17 protein-coding genes are annotated in these 20,692 nt (G+C 74.1%); 16 read left to right on the forward strand and 1 reads right to left on the reverse strand.

Annotated elements, in window-relative coordinates:
- The 5 genes from cofH to VFJ21_09305 all read left to right on the forward strand — a co-directional run.
- Window positions 1-1,105, forward strand: a 1,105-nt coding sequence (gene cofH, locus VFJ21_09285; GenBank protein HET7407307.1) for a 5-amino-6-(D-ribitylamino)uracil--L-tyrosine 4-hydroxyphenyl transferase CofH, incomplete at its 5' end; no start/stop codon positions are given.
- Window positions 1,106-1,188: 83 nt separating this feature from the next.
- Window positions 1,189-3,714: a hypothetical protein gene (locus tag VFJ21_09290; GenBank protein HET7407308.1), complete on the forward strand. Its 2,526-nt coding sequence runs from the start codon at window positions 1,189-1,191 to the stop codon at window positions 3,712-3,714.
- A gap of 145 nt (window positions 3,715-3,859) precedes the next feature.
- Complete coding sequence (locus tag VFJ21_09295; protein HET7407309.1) at window positions 3,860-4,123, forward strand: WhiB family transcriptional regulator; 264 nt, start codon at window positions 3,860-3,862, stop codon at window positions 4,121-4,123.
- A gap of 193 nt (window positions 4,124-4,316) precedes the next feature.
- On the forward strand, window positions 4,317-7,556 hold the full coding sequence (locus VFJ21_09300; protein HET7407310.1) for a glycosyltransferase: 3,240 nt from the start codon (window positions 4,317-4,319) through the stop codon (window positions 7,554-7,556).
- On the forward strand, window positions 7,553-9,034 hold the full coding sequence (locus VFJ21_09305) for a DUF5719 family protein (protein HET7407311.1): 1,482 nt from the start codon (window positions 7,553-7,555) through the stop codon (window positions 9,032-9,034). The genes VFJ21_09300 and VFJ21_09305 overlap by 4 nt, the downstream gene beginning before the upstream one ends.
- A gap of 7 nt (window positions 9,035-9,041) precedes the next feature.
- Here the strand turns inward: VFJ21_09305 and VFJ21_09310 are convergent, their stop codons facing one another.
- The gene (locus VFJ21_09310; GenBank protein HET7407312.1) at window positions 9,042-9,452 is read right to left on the reverse strand and encodes a metallopeptidase family protein; all 411 of its coding nucleotides are present in this window, start codon (window positions 9,450-9,452) and stop codon (window positions 9,042-9,044) included.
- A 96-nt stretch (window positions 9,453-9,548) separates the two neighbouring features.
- Here VFJ21_09310 and VFJ21_09315 point away from each other — a divergent pair, with 96 nt between their 5' ends.
- From VFJ21_09315 to VFJ21_09365, 11 genes are all read left to right on the forward strand, one after another.
- Entirely contained in the window at window positions 9,549-9,905 is a 357-nt protein-coding gene (locus VFJ21_09315; protein ID HET7407313.1) for a DUF3499 domain-containing protein, read from the forward strand.
- Between the two features lie 92 nt (window positions 9,906-9,997).
- Window positions 9,998-10,258 (forward strand): hypothetical protein, encoded by a 261-nt coding sequence (locus VFJ21_09320; protein ID HET7407314.1) that lies wholly within the window; start codon window positions 9,998-10,000, stop codon window positions 10,256-10,258.
- Between the two features lie 49 nt (window positions 10,259-10,307).
- Window positions 10,308-11,660: a phosphomannomutase/phosphoglucomutase gene (locus VFJ21_09325; protein HET7407315.1), complete on the forward strand. Its 1,353-nt coding sequence runs from the start codon at window positions 10,308-10,310 to the stop codon at window positions 11,658-11,660.
- A gap of 23 nt (window positions 11,661-11,683) precedes the next feature.
- The gene (locus tag VFJ21_09330; GenBank protein ID HET7407316.1) at window positions 11,684-11,869 is read left to right on the forward strand and encodes a Trm112 family protein; all 186 of its coding nucleotides are present in this window, start codon (window positions 11,684-11,686) and stop codon (window positions 11,867-11,869) included.
- Window positions 11,870-11,993: 124 nt separating this feature from the next.
- On the forward strand, window positions 11,994-13,148 hold the full coding sequence (locus VFJ21_09335; protein ID HET7407317.1) for an SIS domain-containing protein: 1,155 nt from the start codon (window positions 11,994-11,996) through the stop codon (window positions 13,146-13,148).
- A 16-nt stretch (window positions 13,149-13,164) separates the two neighbouring features.
- Window positions 13,165-14,097, forward strand: coding sequence for a cation diffusion facilitator family transporter (locus tag VFJ21_09340; protein ID HET7407318.1), 933 nt, complete (start codon window positions 13,165-13,167; stop codon window positions 14,095-14,097).
- A 51-nt stretch (window positions 14,098-14,148) separates the two neighbouring features.
- Window positions 14,149-15,420, forward strand: coding sequence for an adenosylhomocysteinase (gene ahcY / locus VFJ21_09345; protein ID HET7407319.1), 1,272 nt, complete (start codon window positions 14,149-14,151; stop codon window positions 15,418-15,420).
- An 11-nt stretch (window positions 15,421-15,431) separates the two neighbouring features.
- Window positions 15,432-16,460, forward strand: a complete 1,029-nt coding sequence (gene mtnA, locus VFJ21_09350) for an S-methyl-5-thioribose-1-phosphate isomerase (protein HET7407320.1) — start codon at window positions 15,432-15,434, stop codon at window positions 16,458-16,460.
- Complete coding sequence (gene mtrA, locus VFJ21_09355; protein HET7407321.1) at window positions 16,457-17,134, forward strand: MtrAB system response regulator MtrA; 678 nt, start codon at window positions 16,457-16,459, stop codon at window positions 17,132-17,134. The genes mtnA and mtrA overlap by 4 nt, the downstream gene beginning before the upstream one ends.
- Window positions 17,131-18,786, forward strand: a complete 1,656-nt coding sequence (gene mtrB, locus VFJ21_09360) for an MtrAB system histidine kinase MtrB (protein ID HET7407322.1) — start codon at window positions 17,131-17,133, stop codon at window positions 18,784-18,786. The genes mtrA and mtrB overlap by 4 nt, the downstream gene beginning before the upstream one ends.
- On the forward strand, window positions 18,786-20,555 hold the full coding sequence (locus tag VFJ21_09365; protein ID HET7407323.1) for an LpqB family beta-propeller domain-containing protein: 1,770 nt from the start codon (window positions 18,786-18,788) through the stop codon (window positions 20,553-20,555). Before mtrB ends, VFJ21_09365 begins: the two co-directional genes overlap by 1 nt.
- Window positions 20,556-20,692 lie beyond the last annotated feature (137 nt).

Consider the following 20,692-nt stretch of genomic DNA (forward strand, 5'->3'; position numbering starts at 1 on the left):
CGCGATGTCCGACACCGATGCGCTGACGTTGTTCGACCCGCTGCCGGGTGCGGAGATAGACGCTCTGGCAGCGCTCGCCGACGACGTACGCCGCGACACCGTCGGCGACGACGTGACCTATGTCGTCAACAGGAACATCAACTTCACGAACGTCTGCTACACCGGCTGCCGGTTCTGCGCGTTCGCGCAGCGGCGCACCGACGCCGATGCCTACACCCTGTCCCTGGAGGAGATCGGCCACCGGGTCGAGGAGGCCTGGGACGTCGGCGCGACCGAGGTCTGCCTGCAGGGTGGCATCCACCCCGACCTGCCGGGCACCGCCTACTTCGACATCGCCCGCGAGGTGAAGCGGCGCGCCCCCGGCATGCACGTGCACGCCTTCAGCCCGATGGAGGTCGTCAACGGCGCGAGCCGCACCGGGCTGTCGATCGCCGACTGGCTGGCCGCCGCCAAGGAGGCCGGGGTCGACTCGCTGCCCGGCACGGCCGCCGAGATCCTCGACGACGAGGTGCGCTGGGTGCTGACCAAGGGCAAGCTGCCCGCCGCGACCTGGATCGAGGTCGTCACCACCGCGCACCGGCTCGGCATCCCGACAACCTCGACGATGATGTACGGCCACGTCGACTCGCCTGCCCACTGGGTCGCGCACCTCAAGCTGCTGGCTCGCATCCAGGACGAGACCGGCGGGTTCACCGAGTTCGTGCCGCTGCCGTTCGTGCACACCAACGCGCCGCTCTACCTCGCCGGCATCGGCCGGGCGGGCCCGACCCACGACGAGAACCGCGCGGTCCACGCGATGGCCCGCGTCCTGCTGCACGGCCGCATCCGCAACATCCAGACCTCCTGGGTCAAGCTCGGGGTCGACGGCTGTGTCGAGATGCTGCGCGGCGGGGTCAACGACCTCGGCGGCACGCTGATGGAAGAGACGATCAGCCGCATGGCCGGCAGCGAGCACGGCTCCCGCAAGACCGTCGCGGAGCTCGAGGCGATCGCGGCCGCGGCCGGCCGGCCGTCGCGCCAGCGCACCACGTCGTACGCCGTGGTCGACCCCGAGCGGCACGACGCCGCCCGCCGCGCGGCGCGCGCCCTGACGATCGTGTCCTGAGCCGCTTCGCACCGGCGCTGCCTGCCTGTCCCAGCCCCCGAAACGGCGTAATCTCCGCCCGACGACAGGCGACGGAGACGGGGGTGTGCGTGGAGCCGGACCTGGCCCGGCGGATCGAGGAGCTCGCGGCGCGGGCGCAGGAAGCGGACCCGGACGGCACCGCCGGCCTGCTCCCGGTGATCACCGGGCTGCGGACCGACCTCGGCGCCCTGCGCGCCCACATGGGCTCTTTGCGTTCCGAGCTGAGCACGGTGCGCAGCGGGATCGACGCGGACGCGGGTCGCCTGTCGGCTGCTCTGTCGTCCAACCGTGCCGAGGCCGCCGCCCTGCTGCGCCGGCAGGACGAGCTCGCCGAACGTGTCGACCTGCTCAGCGACCGGCTGGAGGAGCTGCGCGCGGCCGTGCCTGCTCTCGGGCGCGATGTCCGGGACCTGGCCGACGCGATGCCCGAGCGCACCGGCGAGCGCGTGCGCGCGCTTCTCCAGGAGCTGCGCAGCGGCCTCGACCACCGGCTCGACGAGTCCGCCGGGGACCTGCGGCGCAGCCTGGCCGCCGGCCTCGAGCAGGCGTCGGCCGGCTCCCGCGCCGCCGAGTCTGCGCTGGGGGAGACGCGAGGCGTCATCGAGGAGCGCCTCGCCGTCCTCGAGGACGCGCTCGACCAGCTGGCCGAGAGCCTGGAGGCGCTGACCCGCGACGGCGCGTCGGCCACCGCCCATCGGCTCACCGAGCTCCGTGACAGCCAGCGCGAGACCGCCGGCTCGGTGGGCGACCTCGTGCAGACGACCCACACAGCCCTCGTCGAGCTGGGCGGCGCGGTCGACCGCAGCCTGGGCTCTCTCGGCAGCTCCCTGTCCGAGGCTGTCGAGCAGACCCGCGCGGCCGAGCGCCGCCACCTCGACGCGGCGCTCGCCGACGTACGCCGCGAGTTCGACGCGGCCCTCGCACGCTCGGCCGAGGAGGTCGGCGGCGCGGTCGCCGAGCAGCTCGGTTTCCTTCGGGTGCTGCAGGAGTCCGTCGAGCAGCGGCTCTCGGAGGTCCGCGACACGTTGGGCGGCGGGCTGGCAGAGGCTCGCGGGCAGCTGGTCGACGAGCTCACCGGCACCATCGCCCGCCTGGAGGAGGCCAACCGCGGCACCCGCGCCGCGGTCGAGGAGGAGGTCGCCGCCCTCCGGGTCGACCTCGCCGACGCGCTGGAAGAGGTGCGCGACCGGGTGTCCCGGCAGGCCCAGGAGGCCGCGGGTGTCGTGCGTTCCTCGGTCGCCGAAGGACAGGCGGCGTTCGCGGAGACCGCTGCCTCTTTGCGCTCCGCCGTGCTCGACGAGGTGACGGGCACCCGCGCAGCGCTGCTGTCGCGGCTCGACGCCATCGCGGTCGACGTGACCGAGCAGGGCCGGGTCGTGAGCGACCTGAGCCAGCGGGTCGGCACGCTCGAGGACGCGCTGGAGCGTGCGGCCGACTCGCTGGCCGGCCTCGACAGCGGCTGGCAGGCCCGCACCGCGGAGGTGGTCGAGTCGTCCCGCCGGGCCGGCAGCGCGGCCGTCGCGGGAGTGCGCGACGCGCTCGCCGAGGCGACCGCTGCCCTGCACGATGCGGCTCGGGGTCTCGCAGGGGGCACCGAGCGGCTCAGCGAGGCGGGCCGGGGGCTGCTCGGCTATCTCGCCGACCGGGACCGCCACGTCGAGGAGGAGCGCAGCCGGGTGCTGCACGAGCTGCTCGACGACTTCGCGGCGGGCCTGTCCGCGAAGGAACGCCGCTCGCTGTCCGACCGCCTCGGCGAGGCGCTCGCTCGCCGACGTGACACGAAGGATGCCGAGCGTTGGCGGGCCGAGCACGACAGCGCCGCGCTCGCGGTGGCGCCGCCCCCCGATCTGTCGGTCTACCTCGACCCGGTCGAGGAGCCTTCGCCACCTCCGGCACCGGCCAGGAAGGCCCTTGCTGCCACGCCGGCTGCGAAGCCAGCGAAGGCTGCCCGGCCTGCCAAGGCACCGGCGAAGGCCGCGAAGGCCGCGAAGACCGCCGCGCGCAAGGCCGGGCCGGTGACGACGACCAAGGCGACGAAGAAGGCCCCGGCCAAGAAGGCGGCCCCGCCGGCGTCAGGTGCCGGCACCTCGTCCGAGGGCACGGCCGCACCGATCGGTGGCCAAGCCGCCGCGGCGGCGAAGGCGGCCGGCAAGCCGCCGGCGAAAGGGCCTGGGCGAAAGACGCCCGCGAGCGGCAGCACGGCGCGTCCCGCGTCGACGCGCAGAGCTGCGGCGCGACCCCGGCGCGCCAGCGTGGAGGCCATGCCCCAGGTGCCGGGGCCCGAGCGGGCCCTCGATGCCGCGACGGGCCCGGATCGCTGGACGGAGCCCATCGCGGAGAGTGCCACGCCGCCACCCGGGCCGGCACCGTCGCTCGAGCCGGACCCCCAGCCCGAGCCGCGGCCGGAGGCGCCCGCTCCCACGCCCGTCATCGAGAGCGCGGGGGAGCCTCGGGAGACGCCCGCCGGGCCGCCCGCCCCGGCCCTGGACGAGGCCCCGGAAGCGAGCCTCGCGGCACCGGGCGATGCCGTCGAGGAGGCGGCTACACCCGGCCTGGACGAGGATCACCCGAACCCGGGCACGGCCTGATCGTCGGGATCGGTTCTCCCCAATACCACGGACCGGCTTGACGGGAAGCGCACGACGCGCGTGTAATTTCACCGATGTCGTTCCCTCCGGGCGGTGCAACCGGCGCCTCACCCGGGACATCTCGGCGCAACTCGCTGGAGGCCCGATGAGTGAGCTTGCCTTCCTGATGGGCGATGACGAGGCGACCGAGCCGATGACCTGGCAGGCGCAGGCGCTGTGCGCGCAGACCGACCCCGAGTCCTTCTTTCCGGAGAAGGGCGGCTCCACCCGGGAGGCCAAGCGGGTCTGCACCGGGTGCGAGGTGCGGGCGGAGTGTCTCGACTACGCACTCGCGCACGACGAGCGGTTCGGGATCTGGGGCGGGCTGTCCGAGCGGGAGCGTCGTCGTCTCAAGCGCCAAGCCGTCTGAGCGCCAAGCCGTCTGAGCGGCAGGCCTGACGCCGGCGAGCGTGCCGCCTCGTCAGCCGAGTGCCAATGCTCGGACAGGGGCGCGCGGCGCGGTGGGCTCACGTAGGCTGTCGCTGTCCTTCCGGGTGTTTCGGCCGCGGCATGCGGCCTGATCCCGGGCGGGCTCCCCGTCCCCGACCCCACCGTGCCGCTGCATGTCTCCTCGCTCCGCCCGGCACGCCTTCCGCCGGCACGTCGTCACCGCTGTCGTCGTCGCGCATGACGGCGCCGCGTGGCTGCCCGACACCCTCGCGGCGCTCGACGCGCAGGCCCGTGCCCCGCAGCAGGTCGTGGCCGTCGACACCGGCAGCACCGACGAGTCGGCGCAGCTGTGCGCCAGAGCCGTCGGCGCCGCTCGGCTGCTGACCCTTCCGCGCGAGACCGGGTTCGGGGCGGCGGTGGCCGCGGGGCTATCCGCGGCCGACCACGGCGAGGTTCCACTGCCTGCTGACGCGGTGCCCCCGGCCCGGGACGCGATCGCGTGGGTGTGGCTGCTGCACGACGACAGTGCCCCCGACCCGCAGGCCCTGCACGAGCTGCTCGCCCTCGCCGACGAGATGCCGTCGGCGACGGTGATCGGCCCGAAGATCCGGACGTGGGACGGCCGGCACCTCGCCGAGATCGGCATCACCAGCGACGTCACCGGGCGGCGCGAGACGGGTCTCGAGCGGCGCGAGGTCGACCAGGGCCAGCACGACTCAGTCCGCGATGTGCTCGCCGTGAGCAGCGCGGGCGCGCTGATCCGGCGCGACGTCTGGGACCGCCTGGGCGGGTTCGACCCCGCGTTGCCGATGACCCGGGACGACATCGACTTCGGCTGGCGGGTCAACCGCGCCGGTGGCCGCGTCGTCGTCGCTCCCCGTGCCGTGGTGCGCCACGCCGGCGCGCTCGCGCACGGGCTGCGGTCCCTCGATGCCGACGGCCCGCGGCGGCACCGCGCCGACCGCCGCGCCGCGTTCTACACCCTGCTCGTCAACCTGCCGGCGGCCGCGCTGCTGCTGGCGGGCCCGCGGTTGCTGATCGCCGGCCTGGCCCGCACGATCGGTTTCCTGCTGGCCCGCCGTCCTGCCTACGCCGTCGACGAGCTCGCCGCCCTGGCCGCGGTGCTTGGCCGACCGGGCCGGCTGCGGGCCGCTCGGGCCCGGCGCGCCAGCACGGCCAAGGTCTCGCACCGCGACATCCGTCACCTGCTGGCCGGCGTCGACGCGCGGCTGCGCGCGCTGCGAGACACCTTCCGCGGCGCGGACCCCCACGCGGCCGCCGACGACCACGCGCCGCCGCGCCGCCGCGGTGCGGTGCCGGTCGAGTCGGGGCCGGTGTCGGAGGAGGCCGAGAACTTCCTCGACGGCGGCAGCGACTGGCTGCGCCGCGTGCTGAAGCGCCCGTCCGTGGTGCTCTTCCTCGTCCTGTCGGCGGTCGCGCTCGTCGCCGGCCGGCACCTGCTGCCCGGTCCCCTTTTCGGGGGTCGGCTGCTGCCGCCTCCTGGTGGGTCGCACGACTGGTGGGACACCTACCTCACCGGCTGGCACGCCGTGGGGTCCGGCAGCTCGGCCGCTGCGCCGCCCTACCTCGGCGTTCTCGCCGTTGCGGCCACGGTGCTGTTCGGCAAGGCCTGGCTGCTTCTCGACGTGCTGTTCATCGGCGCCGTCCCCCTGGCCGGGCTCAGTGCCTATGTCTGCGCCGGCACCGTGACCCGCAACCGGTGGCTGCGGGTCTGGGCGGCCGCCACCTACGGGCTGCTGCCGGCGGCGACCGGCGCGGTCGCCGCAGGTCGCCTCGACGTCGTGGTGGTGGCGATCGCCCTGCCGCTGCTCCTGCGGTCCGGGGTGCGCACGTTGCGCCGTGATCCACGCTTCGCGGGCTGGCGTACGGCGGTGGGCACCGGTCTCGGACTGGCCGTCGTCGCAGCGTTCTCGCCGGTCCTCTGGCTGCTGTTCGCGCTGCTCGGCGCGTTCGGCGCCGCCATCGCCCTGCTCGGTGCCAGCCCGGCGACGCTCGCGGGCGCCCGGCGGCGTTGCGCGGCCGGCGTGCTCGCGCTGGTCATGCCACCCGTGCTGCTCCTCCCGTGGTCGCTCACCGTCGTCGACCACCCCGCGCTGCTCATCGCGGGCGTCGGCCGGGCGGCCCCCGAGACGGTCACCGACGTCCCGGCCCACGCCTTGCTGTTCGCCGACCCCGGTGGCCCGGCCACCCCGTGGCGGTGGCTGTTCCTGCCCGTGGTCGTCGCCGCGTTGCTCGCCCTCGTGCGCACCGGCCGGCGGGCCACGGCGTGGTCCGCGTGGCTGATCGCCGCTTGCGGCCTGGGGCTGGCCATCGCGATGTCGCGGGTGTCCGTCACGTTGCCCGACGGTGCCGGCACCCCGGTCTGGCCGGGCGTGGGCACGATCGTCTGCGCGTTGGGGCTGCTGGTGGCCGCAATGACGGGCGCCGACGGCGCGTCGCGCAGCCTGGGCCGGCGCGACTTCGGCTGGCGGCAGGCGAGTGCCGGCGCCCTGGCCGTCGTCACGATGGTCGTGCCGGTCGTGGCGGGACTCGCCTGGATGTTGCGCGGGGCCGACGGTCCGCTGAAGTCGGGCGTGGCCCAGGTCGTGCCGGCCTTCGTCGCTGCCGATCTCGACAGTGCCGCGCAGCCGCGTGTGCTGATCCTGCGGCAGCGCGGCGAGGCGGTCAGCTATGCCGTGCAACGCGGCGACCAGGGTCCCACGACCGGTGACGCCGACGTCGCGCGCGCCGGCGCCGCGCAGCGACGCCTGTCGCGGCTCGTCGGTCGCCTCGCCGCGGGCACGCACGGGGACGTCGCTGCGGGCCTCGCCGGTTACGACATCCGCTACGTCATCGCCGTCGACCCGCGTGGTGGGCTCGCGGCCCGGCTGGATCGGGTCTCCGGGCTGGTCCGCGCCGGTGGCGATGCCGCCACGCTGTGGCGGGTCGTGCCTGCGGGGGCTCGCGCCGTCGTGCTGCCCGCGGCGACGGCTCGCACCGCCCGCGCCGGTGGGGTGCCGAGCGCCGGTGCGCTGCAGGGGGTCGAGACCGTGTCGTCCGACGGGTTGCGGGCGGGTGGAAGGCTGATCGCCGGCGAGTCCGACCGGTTGCTGGTCCTCGCCGAGTCCGCCAACCCCGGATGGCGCGCGACCGTCGACGGCAAGCCCCTGCGCGCGGCGAAGGCCTACGGCTGGGCGCAGGCGTTCGAGGTCCCCGCCGCCGGCGGTCGCCTGGCGGTGAGCTGGCACGACCCGGCGCGCGGCCGATGGCTCGCCCTGCAAGCCGCGCTGGTCGCGCTCTCGATCCTCTTCGCGCTGCCTACGCTTCGCCGCGAGGACGACCCGGCCCTCCCGCCCCGCCCGCGCGCCGCGCAACAGCCGCCCGCCCCCGTCGCCTCGCAGGCGCGCTCGTGAACCGGCGGGTCGTCTCGGTGCTCGTCGTCGCCGGGCTCGTGGGCGGCGGCGTCGTCGCGGCCGACCTGGTCCCGGCCCCCCAACGCACCCAGGGGCTCGCTGCGGCGGGCGCCGTCCTGCCGGTGTCGTCCGCCACGTTGGTCTGCCCGTCGGTGGGTGCGGATCGCCGCACCGGGGTCACCACCGTCGCGGTCGCCAGCGCACCGGCGCCGCCGTCGCGCTCCGCGGGCAGCGTGACCGCCCAGCCACTGCCGACGACGGGGCAAGCGCCGCACCGTCTCGTGCAGGCCGCCGGTGTCGGCGCCGTCGTCGACCTGTCCGACGCGCACAACCGCAGCGCTGTCGTGCTCGCCTCCGGTGGTCCTGCCGCGACGCTCGGTGCCGTGCAGACGACGCGTACGGCGTCGGGCCCGGGCCGAGGATTGTCGACCGCCCGCTGCGTGGCGCCGGCACGCGACTGGTGGTTCGCCGGTCCCACCGGCTGGCTCGGCACCTATGGCCAGGTGATGCTCACCAACGTCGAGAGCACCGTCGCGCTGGTCGACATCGGCCTGTGGGGCCACGACGGCCAGCTCAACGTGCCGGCCGCGCAGGGCATCACCGTGCCGCCCGGCTCGCGGGTCGTCGTACCGCTGTCGCAGCTCATCCCCGACCAGGCCAACGCCCTCCTGCACGTGGTCGCCATCACCGGTCGGGTTGCCGCTGCGGTCAGCGACGTGCGGCACTCCGGCAGCGGCCCGGACGGCATCGACTGGGTACCCGCCACGACCGCGCCGGACCGAGATGTCGTGGTGCCCGGCCTGAGCGCCGCGGCGCCGATCCGCAAGCTCGTCGTCGGAGTTCCCGGAGCCGACGACGCGACGATCTCCGTCCGGGTCGTCGGCACGTCCGGATCGTTCGTGCCCACGTCGCTCGCGAGGCTCACCGTGCCGGGGGGCACGGTGCGCACGATCGACCTCAGCAAGGTGCTCGCTGCCGAGGATGTCGCGGTGGAGGTCAAGAGCGACGCCCCGGTGGTGGTGGGCGGCCTGCTCTACGGTCGCGACGCGAGCACCGGGTTCGGCGACGTCGCCTGGACCGCCGGGGTGGCCGCCCTCGACGGGGCCGGTGTCGTCGCGGAGACCCGGGTGCATCGGGGCAACGACACGCAGATCATCCTCAGCGCGCCCGACGGGCCGGCGACCGTCGTGGTCTCCGCGCTCGCGCCGTCACCGCCGCACCAGGTCACCGTCCAGATCGCGGCCGGTCGCACCGTCACCGTCGACGTGGCGTCGGTGCTGCCGGCCAACGCCTCGAGCGGCGCCGTCGCCGTCGAGCCGCAGCTGGGATCGGGGCGCGTCTACGCCGGTCGGTTGGTCTACGAGCACGGCGCGCACGGGCCGCTGTTCACGATGCTGCCGATCTGGAGCGGGCCCAGCACCGCCGACGTACCACCGGTCATCGCCGACATCGGCGCGCCCTACGAGTCGTCGCGCTGAGACCCGGTCAGCCGTCCTCGTCGTAGCCGGGGTCGACCGCCTCCGGGTCCATCTCGAGCAGGTCCGCCACCTGCTCGACCACCACGTCGTGCACGAGCCCCGCGAGGTCGCCGCGGTCGTGGGCGCGCATCTCCAGCGGGCGGCGGTAGACGACGACACGCGCCGGCTCGCCCGGCAGGCCGGGGACGACCCGCGCCAGCGGGATCTCACCGTCGTCGCCCGGCGGTTCCGGGGGGACGTCCTCGACCGCGAACTCGACCCCGCGCAGCTCCGCCGCCCACCGCTGCTCGAGGTCTTCGACCGCGTCGAGCACGAGGTCATCGAACTGCTCGGCCCGGCTCCGGCGCAGCGGCACCGCCGCCGGCGCGAGCGGCCCGCGAGCGCCGCGCCCGTGCCGATCCCGGCGGCTGTCGGTCACGAGACCGAGCCTAAGTGCTCGCTGCGGCCACGACACGATCGGCACGCAGCGTCCGAGAGTGGTCACAGCGCGTCCGGAGGGCTACCTTTCCCGGTCGTGAGTCCTCTTCGGCGCTGCTCGCGCACCGCGTGCGGACGCCCCGCCGTCGCGACGCTCACCTACGTCTACTCCGACTCCACCGCCGTGGTCGGCCCGCTGGCCACCTACGCCGAGCCGCACTGCTACGACCTGTGCGAGATCCACGCGGCTCGTCTCACGGCACCGCGCGGCTGGGAGGTCGTCCGGCTCCCCGGTGAGCCCGGTGGCGGCGGCCCCGGCGCCGACGACCTCGAAGCGCTGGCCAACGCCGTCCGCGAGGCGGCCCGGCCCTCGTCCGCGCAACCGGCGCCGCCCGACTCGGCGACCGTCGGCCGCCGCGGGCACCTGCGCGTCCTGCGCTCGCCGACCGAGTAGCGGCCGGCCGGCGGCTGCCCGGCTAAAGGTTTTCGCGATCCCTGCCGATATCCCGGTCGTTCCACCCCGAAGCCCACCGGGAAGAGGTCGAGATGCCCGCCACCGCCGCAGCCCGCGCGATCGTCCCTTCGCAGCGTGCGGAGGTCCCCACCTCCCTGACCCAGCCGGGCGCGCGCGCGATGCGCTGCCCCGCCTGCGACAGCGAGCGGGTGACCGAGCTCACGATGACGCTGACCGACGGCTCGACCGTCGACTTCCTGTCCTGCCACCGCTGCGAGCACAAGCGCTGGACCCAAGGCGGTCGCACCCTCGAGCTCACCAGCGTCCTGGGCAAGGCCCGCAAGGAGCGGTAGGCGGCGTTCCGGCCGGTAGGACCGGAAGGGCCGGATAGGCTCGGTCCCCGTGCGGGACCTCTCGACGATCTTCAAGGCGTACGACGTCCGCGGCGTGGTCCCGGACGAGCTCGACGAGGACATCGCCCGGCAGACCGGGGCCGCGTTCGTCCGGCTGCTCGACGCCCGGCGCATCGTCACCGCGTACGACATGCGCGACTCCTCGCCCGGCCTCGCCGCGGCGTTCGCCGAAGGCGCCACGAGCCAGGGCGCCGACGTGGTCGAAGCCGGCCTCGGCTCGACCGACCTGCTCTACTTCGCCGCCGGCCGTCTCGACGTGCCGGGCGCGATGTTCACCGCCAGCCACAACCCGGCCAAGTACAACGGCATCAAGCTCTGCCGCGCCGGGGCCGCCCCCGTCGGGCAGGAGTCCGGGCTCGCCGAGATCCGCGCGATGGTCGAGCAGGGCCTGCCGGCCCACGGCGGATCGCCGGGCACGGTCACGCGACGGGACCTTCTCGGCGACTATGCCGCCTTCCTGCGCGAGCTGGTCCCCGGTCTCGACCGCATCCGCCCGCTGAAGGTCGTGGTCGACGCCGGCAACGGGATGGCCGGGCTGACGGCCCCCGCGGTCCTCGGCGCGCTACCTCTCGACGTGGTTCCCATGTACTTCGAGCTCGACGGCAGCTTCCCCCACCATGAGGCCAACCCGATCGAGCCTGCCAACACCGTCGACCTGCGCTCCCGGGTCGTCGCAGAGCGGGCCGACTGCGGGCTGGCGTTCGACGGCGACGCCGACCGGTGTTTCGTCGTCGACGAGCGGGGCGAGGTGATCTCGCCGAGCGTGCTGACCGCCCTGATCGCGGTCCGCGAGCTGTCGCGGGAGCCTGGCGGCACCGTGATCCACAACCTGATCACCTCCAAGGCGGTGCCCGAGATCGTGCGGGAGCACGGCGGCACGCCGGTGCGCACCCGGGTGGGGCACTCGTTCATCAAGGCCCGCATGGCCGAGACCGGCGCCGTGTTCGGCGGTGAGCACTCGGGCCACTTCTACTTCCGCGACTTCTGGCGGGCCGACTCCGGCATGCTCGCCGCGTTGCACACGCTCGCCGCGCTCGGCACCCAGCAGGGGCCGCTGTCGGCGCTCGCAGCCGGCTACGCCCGCTACGCCGCCTCCGGAGAGGTCAACTCCCAGGTTCGCGACCAGCAGGGCAGGATGACCGCGGTCGAGCAGGCCTACACCGGGCGTGCCGGCGTCGAGATCGACCACCTCGACGGCCTGACCGTCCAGTCGGCCGACGGCTGGTGGTTCAACCTGCGCCCGTCCAACACCGAGCCGTTGCTGCGGCTCAACGTCGAGGCCCCCGACGAGCAGTCGATGGCACGCATCCGCGACGACGTGCTCAGCCTCGTGCGCCGATGAGCGCACCTGTCCCTGGAGGAACCGTGAACCTCGACCCGGCGCTGCTGGAGATCCTCGCCTGCCCGCACTGCCACGGCGACCTGCGGGTCGACGACGCGGCCTCCGAGCTGGTGTGCACCCAGTGCGGTTACGCCTACCCGGTTCGCGACGACATTCCCGTGCTGCTGGTCGACGAGGCGCGTAAGCCCCAGGGCAGCTCGCCCGCGTGAGCGCGGCTCCCAGGCGGCGCCTCGCCGCGTTGTCGCTCGCTCACGTGGCCTCCGGCCACGCTTCGCTCCCTTCCGCCTTGCGATGCATCCCTTCCGCTTTGCGATGCATCTGCCTGGAAGCCGCGTGAGCTCGTTGCCCGGCAGCCCGCTGGTCGACGAGGACCGCCTCGACGACCCCGCCGCCCTGGAGGCGGCCGATCCCGGGCAGATGCTGCGGGCGGTCGCGACGTCGGCCGCCCAGATCCGTGAGTCGGCCGACCTCGCCCGCGCGGCCGACCTCGGCCGGCTCGGCGACGCCGGGCGCCCGCGCGCCGTCGTGGTCGCGGGCATGGGCGGCTCCGGCATCGTCGGTGACGTGCTCGCCGCGGTCGCCGGCGAGAGCTGCCCGGTGCCGGTGGTTGTGCACCGCGGCTACGGACTGCCCGGCTGGGTGGGTGCCGCCGACCTGCTGATCGCCGTGTCGTCCTCGGGGGCGACCGAGGAGACCTTGTCCGCCACCGACGAGGGTCTGCGCCGGGGAGTCGGCTTCATGGCCGTCGGCGCCGCGAACTCCCCCCTCGCCGAACGGGCCGCCCAGGCCCGCGCGCCCTACGTCGCGATCGACGCCCGCGGCCGGCTGCCGCGCGCCTGCCTCTGGTCGCTGGCCACCCCGTTGCTCGTCGCCGGCGACGCCCTGCGAGTCCTGTCGTTGCCGGGTGACGCGCTCGAGGCGGCGGCCGCCCGGCTCGTGGATGTCGCCCAGGCCTGCCGACCCGACCGCGAGTCGTTCGTCAACCCCGCCAAGGCGCTCGCCCTGTCGCTCCCCGGCAGCCTGCCGATGATCTGGGGCGCCGGCCAGGTGGCGGCGGTCGCGGCCTACCGCTTCGCCTGCCAGATCAACGAGAACGCCAAGCTCCCGGCGATGTCGGGCATGATCCCGGAGGCCAACCACAACCAGGTCGTCGCCTTCGACGGCCCGCTCGCAGCGGGGGCTCCCGACGACGACATCTTCCGCGATCGGGTCGAGGAGGCGGCGGCGCCGCGCCTCCAGTTGCTGCTCCTGCGTGACCCCGCGGGCGAGCACCCGCAGGTGACCCGCAGGGCCGACGCCTCCCGGGAGCTGGCCGCGGATCGGGGCATGCGGGTGCAGGAGCTCGTCGCGGAGGGGTCCGCACCCCTCGAACGGCTCGCCTCGCTGGTCGGGCTCGTCGACTACGCGAGCGTCTATCTCGCGCTGCTGCAGGGCATCGACCCCAGCCCGATCGACTCGATCACCGCTCTGAAGCGACGCATCCGGTGAGCCGCGGCGTCCTGCGGTGAGTGCCGACGGCGGGATGCGGGCCGTCGTCGCCGCGCTGCTCGCGAACTTCGGGATCGCGGTGAGCAAGTTCGTCGGCTTCCTGGTGACCGGCTCGACGGCCATGCTCGCCGAAGCCGTGCACTCCGTCGCCGACACCGGCAACCAGGCGCTGCTGCTGTTCGGCAAGCGGCAGGCCGGCCGCCCGGCGGACCCCGCCCACCCCTTCGGCTACGGGCGCAACCGCTACTTCTACGGGTTCGTCGTCGCGCTCGTGCTGTTCAGCCTGGGCTCGCTGTTCGCCATCTACGAGGGCGTCCGGAAGATCTCCCACCCGCACGGGCTCGACTCCCCGGCCGTCGCCATCGGCATCCTGGGCGTGGCGATCGTGCTCGAGGCGCTGTCGTTCCGCACGGCGGTGCACGAGTCGAACCGGGTCCGCGCCGGCAACGGCTGGGTCGCCTTCATCCGCCGGTCCAAGGCCCCTGAGCTGCCCGTCGTGCTGCTCGAGGACTTCGCCGCGCTCGTCGGTCTGGTCTTCGCGATGGGCGGCGTCGTCGCCGCGACCGTCACCGGCGACGCCCGCTGGGACGGCGCCGGGTCGATCGCGATCGGCGCCCTGCTCGGCGTCGTCGCCACGGTCCTCGCGGTCGAGATGAAGAGCCTGCTCATCGGCGAGAGCGCCGAACCGGCCACCGTCGCGGACATCGCCGCGGCGCTCGTCGACGGTACGACGATCACCCGAATCATCCACCTGCGCACGATGCACCTGGGGCCCGAGGAGCTGCTGGTCGCGGCCAAGGTCGCGCTCGCCCCGGGACTGTCGATGGCGCAGGTGGCGGCCGCCATCGACGACGCGGAGGTCCGGGTGCGGGCGCGGGTGCCGATCGCGCGGCCGATGTATCTCGAACCGGACCTCTACCGCGATCTGGCGGGCGAGTCGACGTCGTAGGCTGATTCCCCGTCGTACGTCTTCACGTCCTTCCGATCGGAGCGCTTTGCCATGGCCGACCTGCCCAAGCACGACGTCGCGGACCTCGCGCTCGCCGACCAGGGCGTCAAGCGCATCGAGTGGGCGGAGCGGGCGATGCCCGTGCTGCGCCAGATTCGCGACCGCTTCGCCGCCGAGCGACCGTTCGAGGGCGTCCGGGTCGCCGCGTGCATGCACGTGACGACCGAAACCGCCAACCTCGCCCGGGCGCTGCAGGCCGGTGGCGCCGAGGTGCACCTGTGCGCGTCCAACCCGTTGTCGACCCAGGACGACACCGCCGCGGCGTTGGTCGCGCACTACGGCATCAGCGTCTACGCACGCAACGGCGTCGACCGCGACGGCTACTACGCCCACATCAACGCCGCGCTCGACTGCCAGCCGCACCTTGTGATGGATGACGGCTGCGACCTCGTCAACACCCTGCACCACGACCGCACCGACGTCATCGACGCGGTCACGGGCGGCTGCGAGGAGACCACGACCGGAGTCATCCGGCTGCGGCAGATGACGAAGGCCGGCGCGCTGCGCTTCCCGATGGTGGCGGTCAACGACACCGACACCAAGCACATGTTCGACAACCGCTACGGCACGGGGCAGTCGACGCTCGACGCGGTGTTCCGCGCCACCAACGTCCTGCTCGCCGGCAAGACCGTCGTGGTCGCCGGCTACGGCTACTGCGGCAAGGGCGTGGCCCAGCGTGCGGCGGGTCTGGGCGCCAGCGTCATCGTCACCGAGATCGACCCCACCAAGGCGCTCGACGCGACCATGCAGGGCTACCGCGTCATGCCGATGACCGAGGCGGCCAAGCACGGCGACGTGTTCCTGACCGTCACCGGCAACCGCGACGTGCTGCGCGAGGAGCACTTCGCGGTCATGAAGGACGGTGCGATCCTCGCCAACTCCGGCCACTTCGACATCGAGATCGACGTCAAGACGCTCGAGCGGCTGGCGACCGAGAAGCGGTCGAAGATCCGTCACCAGACCGACGAGTACGTCATGGCCGACGGTCGCCGGCTGCTCCTGCTCGCCGAAGGCAGGCTGGTCAACCTCGGCGCCGCCGAGGGCCACCCGGCAGCGGTCATGGACATGTCGTTCGCCGACCAGGCACTGACCGCGGAGTGGCTCACCGCCAACGCGGCGACCCTGCAGCCGGGCGTCTACGACGTTCCGGTCGAGATCGACAGCCAGGTCGCCTCGCTCAAGCTCGCCTCGATGGGTGTCGAGCTCGACGTGCTGACCGCGGCCCAGGAGGACTACCTCAACTCCTGGGAGCACGGCTCCTGATCTCACCCGCGTTGGTCTGGCGGGACGCCCCGCCCGCCGTCGACCTGCTCGACCAGACCGCGCTGCCGCACGAGGAACGGCGGCTGGTCTGCCCGGACGTGCCGACGCTCGTCGACGCGATCCGCCGGCTCGCCGTGCGCGGTGCGCCGCTGCTCGGCATCGCCGGGGGCTACGGCGTCGCGCTCGCCGCGCTGCGTGGTGACGACGTCGCGGCCGCCGCGGATGCACTCGCCGGTGCCCGGCCGACCGCCGTCAACCTCGCCTGGGGAGTACGCCGGACGGAGGCGGCGTACCTGCGGAGACGCGATCCGGCCGCGGCCCTGGCCGAGGCGCACGCCATCCGGACCGAGGACGCTGACGCGGCGGCACGCATCGCCGAGCACGGCCTCGGCCTGGTCCCCGCTGACGCCCGGGTACTGACGCACTGCAACACCGGCTGGCTGGTCAGCGGCGGCGAGGGCACCGCACTCGGCATCGTCGCCGCGGCGCACCGGGCCGGCCGGCTGGCGCAGCTCTGGGTCGACGAGACCCGGCCGCTCCTGCAGGGCGCGAGGCTCACGGCGTACGAGGCGGCGCGTGCCGGCATCCCGCACGCGGTGCTCGCCGACGGCGCGGCCGGCAGCCTGTTCGCGCAGCACCGCGTCGACCTCGTCATCGTGGGCGCCGACCGGATCGCCGCCGACGGCAGCGTCGCGAACAAGGTCGGCACCTACCCGCTTGCCGTCCTCGCGCGTCACCACGGCGTCCCCTTCGTGGTCGCCGCGCCGGTCACGACAGTCGACCTGGCGACGGCGTCCGGCACCGACATCGAGGTCGAGCAACGCGACCCGGCCGAGGTCACCGCCTACGCCGGGCAGCCGGTCGCGCCGGCCGGCAGCCCTGCCTACAACCCGGCCTTCGACGTGACGCCGGCCGAGCTCGTCACGGCGATCGTCACCGACCGGGGGGTCGCCACCGCCGACGCCGCGGGAGGCATTGCCGCAGCACTCGTCCGGTTGATCCCCGATCCGGTCACGGTGGTGCGACCATCGGTGCCATGAAGGGCCGCGTGCTCGTCGTCGACGACGATCCGGCGCTCGCGGAGATGCTCGGCATCGTGCTGCGCAGCGAGGGCTTCGAGCCGTCGTTCGTGGCCGAGGGCGACCGGGCGCTCGCGGCCTTCCGCGACTTCAAGCCCGACGTGGTGCTCCTCGACGTCATGCTGCCCGGCACCGACGGCATCGACGTCTGCCGGCAGATTCGCGCCGAGTCCGGCACGCCGATCGTCATGCTGACCGCCCGCAGCGACACGATCGACGTGGTGCTGGGGCTCGAGTCAGGCGCGGACGACTACGTGGTCAAGCCGTTCAAGCCCAAGGAACTGGTCGCCCGGGTGCGCGCCCGGCTGAGGCGCACCGACGAGCCCGCGGCCGAGACGCTGGCGATAGGCGACCTGGAGATCGACGTCGCCGGGCACGTCGTCAGCCGGGCCGGCGGGTCGGTGGCGCTGACGCCGTTGGAGTTCGACCTGCTCACCACGCTCGCACGCCGACCGCGGCAGGTGTTCACCCGTGAACAGCTGCTCGAGCAGGTGTGGGGCTACAAGCATGCGGCCGACACCCGGTTGGTCAACGTGCACGTCCAGCGGCTGCGCTCGAAGATCGAGCGCGACCCCGAGCACCCGGAGATCGTCGTCACGGTCCGCGGGGTCGGCTACAAGGCCGGCCCGCCGTGACCCTCGACGTCGTGCCTCCGGTCGTCAGCGAGCTCAGCCTGGTCGGCCGGCTCGCGCAGCGGTGGCGGAGCTCGCTGCAGCTGCGCGTCGCCGCCACGACGTTCCTGCTGTCCGGGGTGGTCGTCGCGCTGCTCGGTCTCTACCTGCAGCAGCGGCTGACCGACGGGCTGCTGTCGGCCAAGGTGACGGCGGCTCTCACCGAGCTCGACGCCGGCGTGACGAAGGCCGACGCGACACTCGGCAGCGCCTACGCGAGCGACCCGGCCGAGACCGAGACGATCGTCGACTCGCTGTTCGAGGACCTCAAGCGGGCCACCCCGACCGGGTTGTACGACGTGGCACTGATCACGACCTCCTCGACCGAGAACGGCCGCATCAGCGGCGAGATCTCCGACACGAGCATCCCGGCCCGGCTCACGGCCTCCGTCGGCGAGGGCAACAAGGCCTACGCCTACGCCCCCTTGCGCTACCTCGACGGTCACACGGTCGAGGGCCTGATCGCCGGCGGGCCGGTCATCTCGACCGGGGTCGGCCCCTACCAGCTCTACTACTTCTTCCCGCTCGACCAGGAAGAGGCGACGATCGCACTCGTCCGCCGGGTGCTGCTCACCGTCGGCGCCATGCTGGTCGTGCTCGTCGTCGGCGTCGCGGCGCTGGTAACCCACCAGGTCGTCACGCCGGTACGGCAGGCGGCCCGCAGCGCGCAGCGGTTCGCGACCGGCCTGCTCGAGGAGCGGATGCGGGTCCGCGGCAGCGACGAGCTGGCCCAGCTCGCCACGTCGTTCAACGCGATGGCAGCCTCGCTGCAGAGCCACATCCAGCGACTCGAGTCGTTGTCGCGGCTGCAACGGCGGTTCGTCGCCGACGTGTCCCACGAGCTGCGCACGCCCTTGACGACGGTGCGGATGGCCGCCGACATGCTGCACCAGTCGCGCAGCCAGTTCGACCCGGAGGTCGCGCGGTCCGCGGAGCTGTTGCAGACCCAGCTCAACCGGTTCGAGCTGCTGCTCGCCGACCTGCTCGAGATCAGCCGGCACGACGCCGGCGCCGTCGAGCTCGACACGGAACCGGTCGAGCTGCAGCAGCTCGTGCGCCAGGTCGTCGACGACGTGCGCGTGCTCGCCGAACGGCGGGCCTGCGACGTCGTGCTCGACCTGCCGGGTGACCCGGTCGTGGTCGACGCCGACGCGCGCCGGCTCGGCCGGGTGCTGCGCAACCTGCTCGGCAACGCGCTGGAGCACGGCGCCGGGCAGCCGGTCGAGGTTTCGTTGCGTGCCGGTGACGGTTGCGCCGCGGTCAGCGTCCGTGACCGCGGGCCGGGCCTGCGCCCTGGTGAGGCCGGCCTGGTGTTCAACCGGTTCTGGCGCGCCGACCCGGCCCGATCCCGGCACACCGGCGGCACCGGCCTCGGCCTGTCGATCGCCCTGGAGGACACCCGGTTGCACGGCGGCTGGCTGCAGGCATGGGGGGAGCCGGGCCGCGGCGCGGTGTTCCGGATGACGGTGCCCCTGCGCGTCGGCGCGTCGTTCGCCGCCTCGCCGCTGCCGCTCGACCCGACCGAGACAGAGTCGACCCAGACGGCGCCGGCCGCTCCGCAGCCACGCGATCCGGTGGCGGCCGTCCTGCCCGGCCAGCCCGGGATGCCCCAGTGATGCGAGCGCGGCGCGCCGGCGTGGCCGTGATCGGCGTCGGGCTGCTGCTCGGCGGCTGCGCGACCATCCCGCAGGGCGGCGCCGTCCACGTCGCCCACGTCGAGAACCGCGACGGCACCGTCGACGAGCCCGACTCCCGGGTCTTGCCGCCCGGCCCGACCGAGGGCCAGGCTCCGCCCGACGTCGTACGCGGCTTCATCAACGCCAGCGCCAGCGCCGACAACGCCTACGCCATCGCCCGGTCGTTCCTGACCCGTGCCGTCGGCAAGGCGTGGCAGGCGCCGCGGGCGGTCATCGTCTACGACGAGGGCAGCCTGCAGGCCAACCTGTCGGGCCGCGTCGTGACCGTGACGGTCAACCAGGTCGGCCGCATCGACGCGCGCGGCGGCTTCTCGCTCGCCTCGGGTTCGCTGTCGTTCCAGTACCCCGTGACCAAGGACCGCGGCGAGTGGCGGATCGCGACCCCGCCCGAGCAACTGCTGCTCTCGGAGGCCGACGTACGACGTTCCTTCCGGTCGGTCGACATCTACTTCGTCAACCCGAGCGACCAGGTCGTCGTACCGGACCGCGTCTACCTGCAGTCGTCACGCCGTGACCTGCCCACGCGGCTCGCCGAGCGGCTGCTCAGCGGTCCGTCGTCATGGCTCGCCCCCGCCGTGCGGACGGCCTTCCCGGCCGGCACGAAGCTGACGGGGAGGGTCGACGTGCGCAACGGGATGGCCACCGTGCCCCTGTCCAGGCAAGCGCTGCGGGCCAACGCGTCGCAGCGCCGCGCCATGTCCGCCCAGCTGGTGTGGACGCTGAAGCAGCTCACCGACATGTCCGGGTTGGAGATCCTCGCAGGCGGCGCCCCGCTCGACGTGCCGGGACAGGGCGCGCCGCAGAGCCGCGACGACTGGCCGAGCTACGACCCGGACGTGCTCGACAGCGACGCGGCGGTCTACTACTCCCGCGACGGTTCGGTGCGCTCGCCGGTCGACAATCCCGCGGCGGGCGCGGCAGGTGCCGCGCAGATCGACAACGGCAAGGTGCTGCGCAGCGTGCCGAACGTGCCTTTGCGCCACCCGGTCGTCGCCGGTGGTCGGCTGGCCGCTCTCGGGCCGGTGCCGGACGGGGTCGGTCTCTACACCGGCGCGCTGTCGAGCGGACCGCTCGCGGTCGTCTGGCGGGCCGCGGCGATGACTCCGCCGGCGTTCGACGTGCGCGGCCGGCTCTGGACCGTGGTGACCGACGCGGCCGGCAAGCAGCGGGTGCTGGTCGTGCCGCAGGGCGGCCGCCCCACCTACGTCCCCGCCCCCGACCTCGCCGCCGGTGACGTGCAGCAGCTGTGTCCGTCACGCGACGGCGCCCGGGTCGTGGCCGTGGTCGGCCAGCCAGGCCAGCGCCAGGTCTACGTGGGCCGGGTCGCCGACCACGGCGGCGCGCTGTCCCTGGGCGGTTTTCACACCGTGCTGCCCGACCGCTACGTCGACGTGGCCGACGTGGGCTGGCTCGACGCCGACCGGATCGTCGTACTGGTCAAGACCAGCGACACCGGCCGCGCCGCCGGCCGGTTCCCGCTGGTCGCGGCCGTCGACGGCTGGCCCGGGCTGGAGGCGACGGTGCTCACCGCCGGGCTGCCCTCGGACGAGCCGTTGCAGATCGCGGCCGCTCCGGGCGGGCACCGGCTGCTGGTCAGCGTCGGGGGGCAGATCTGGGGCAGCGCCTCGGGCATCTGGCAGCCCCTCGCGGTCGGGGAGGACCCGGCCTACGGGTCGCCGGCGAGCTGACGCCGCCCGATCCCAGCCGCTGCGTCCGACCGGCGCCACGCCTCGACGGTCCTCCCGATCCCGGCCTCTGCCGCTCGGTGATATCCCCCGGCCCTTGGCCTGCCGCTCGCCGGTTTCCCCAGATCGGCGCGCGGGCC

The sequence above is a fragment of the Mycobacteriales bacterium genome, assembly GCA_035690485.1.
GTDB lineage: Bacteria > Actinomycetota > Actinomycetes > JAFAQI01 > DASSKL01 > DASSKL01.

Excerpts from the sequence above, each read along its gene's own strand:
- VFJ21_09295 (HET7407309.1), top strand. The coding sequence starts at position 3,860 with ATGAGTGAGCTTGCCTTCCTGATGGGCGATGACGAGGCGACCGAGCCG.
- VFJ21_09300 (HET7407310.1), top strand. The coding sequence starts at position 4,317 with ATGTCTCCTCGCTCCGCCCGGCACGCCTTCCGCCGGCACGTCGTCACC.
- VFJ21_09320 (HET7407314.1), top strand. The coding sequence starts at position 9,998 with ATGCCCGCCACCGCCGCAGCCCGCGCGATCGTCCCTTCGCAGCGTGCG.
- ahcY (HET7407319.1), top strand. The coding sequence starts at position 14,149 with ATGGCCGACCTGCCCAAGCACGACGTCGCGGACCTCGCGCTCGCCGAC.
- mtrA (HET7407321.1), top strand. The coding sequence starts at position 16,457 with ATGAAGGGCCGCGTGCTCGTCGTCGACGACGATCCGGCGCTCGCGGAG.
- VFJ21_09365 (HET7407323.1), top strand. The coding sequence starts at position 18,786 with ATGCGAGCGCGGCGCGCCGGCGTGGCCGTGATCGGCGTCGGGCTGCTG.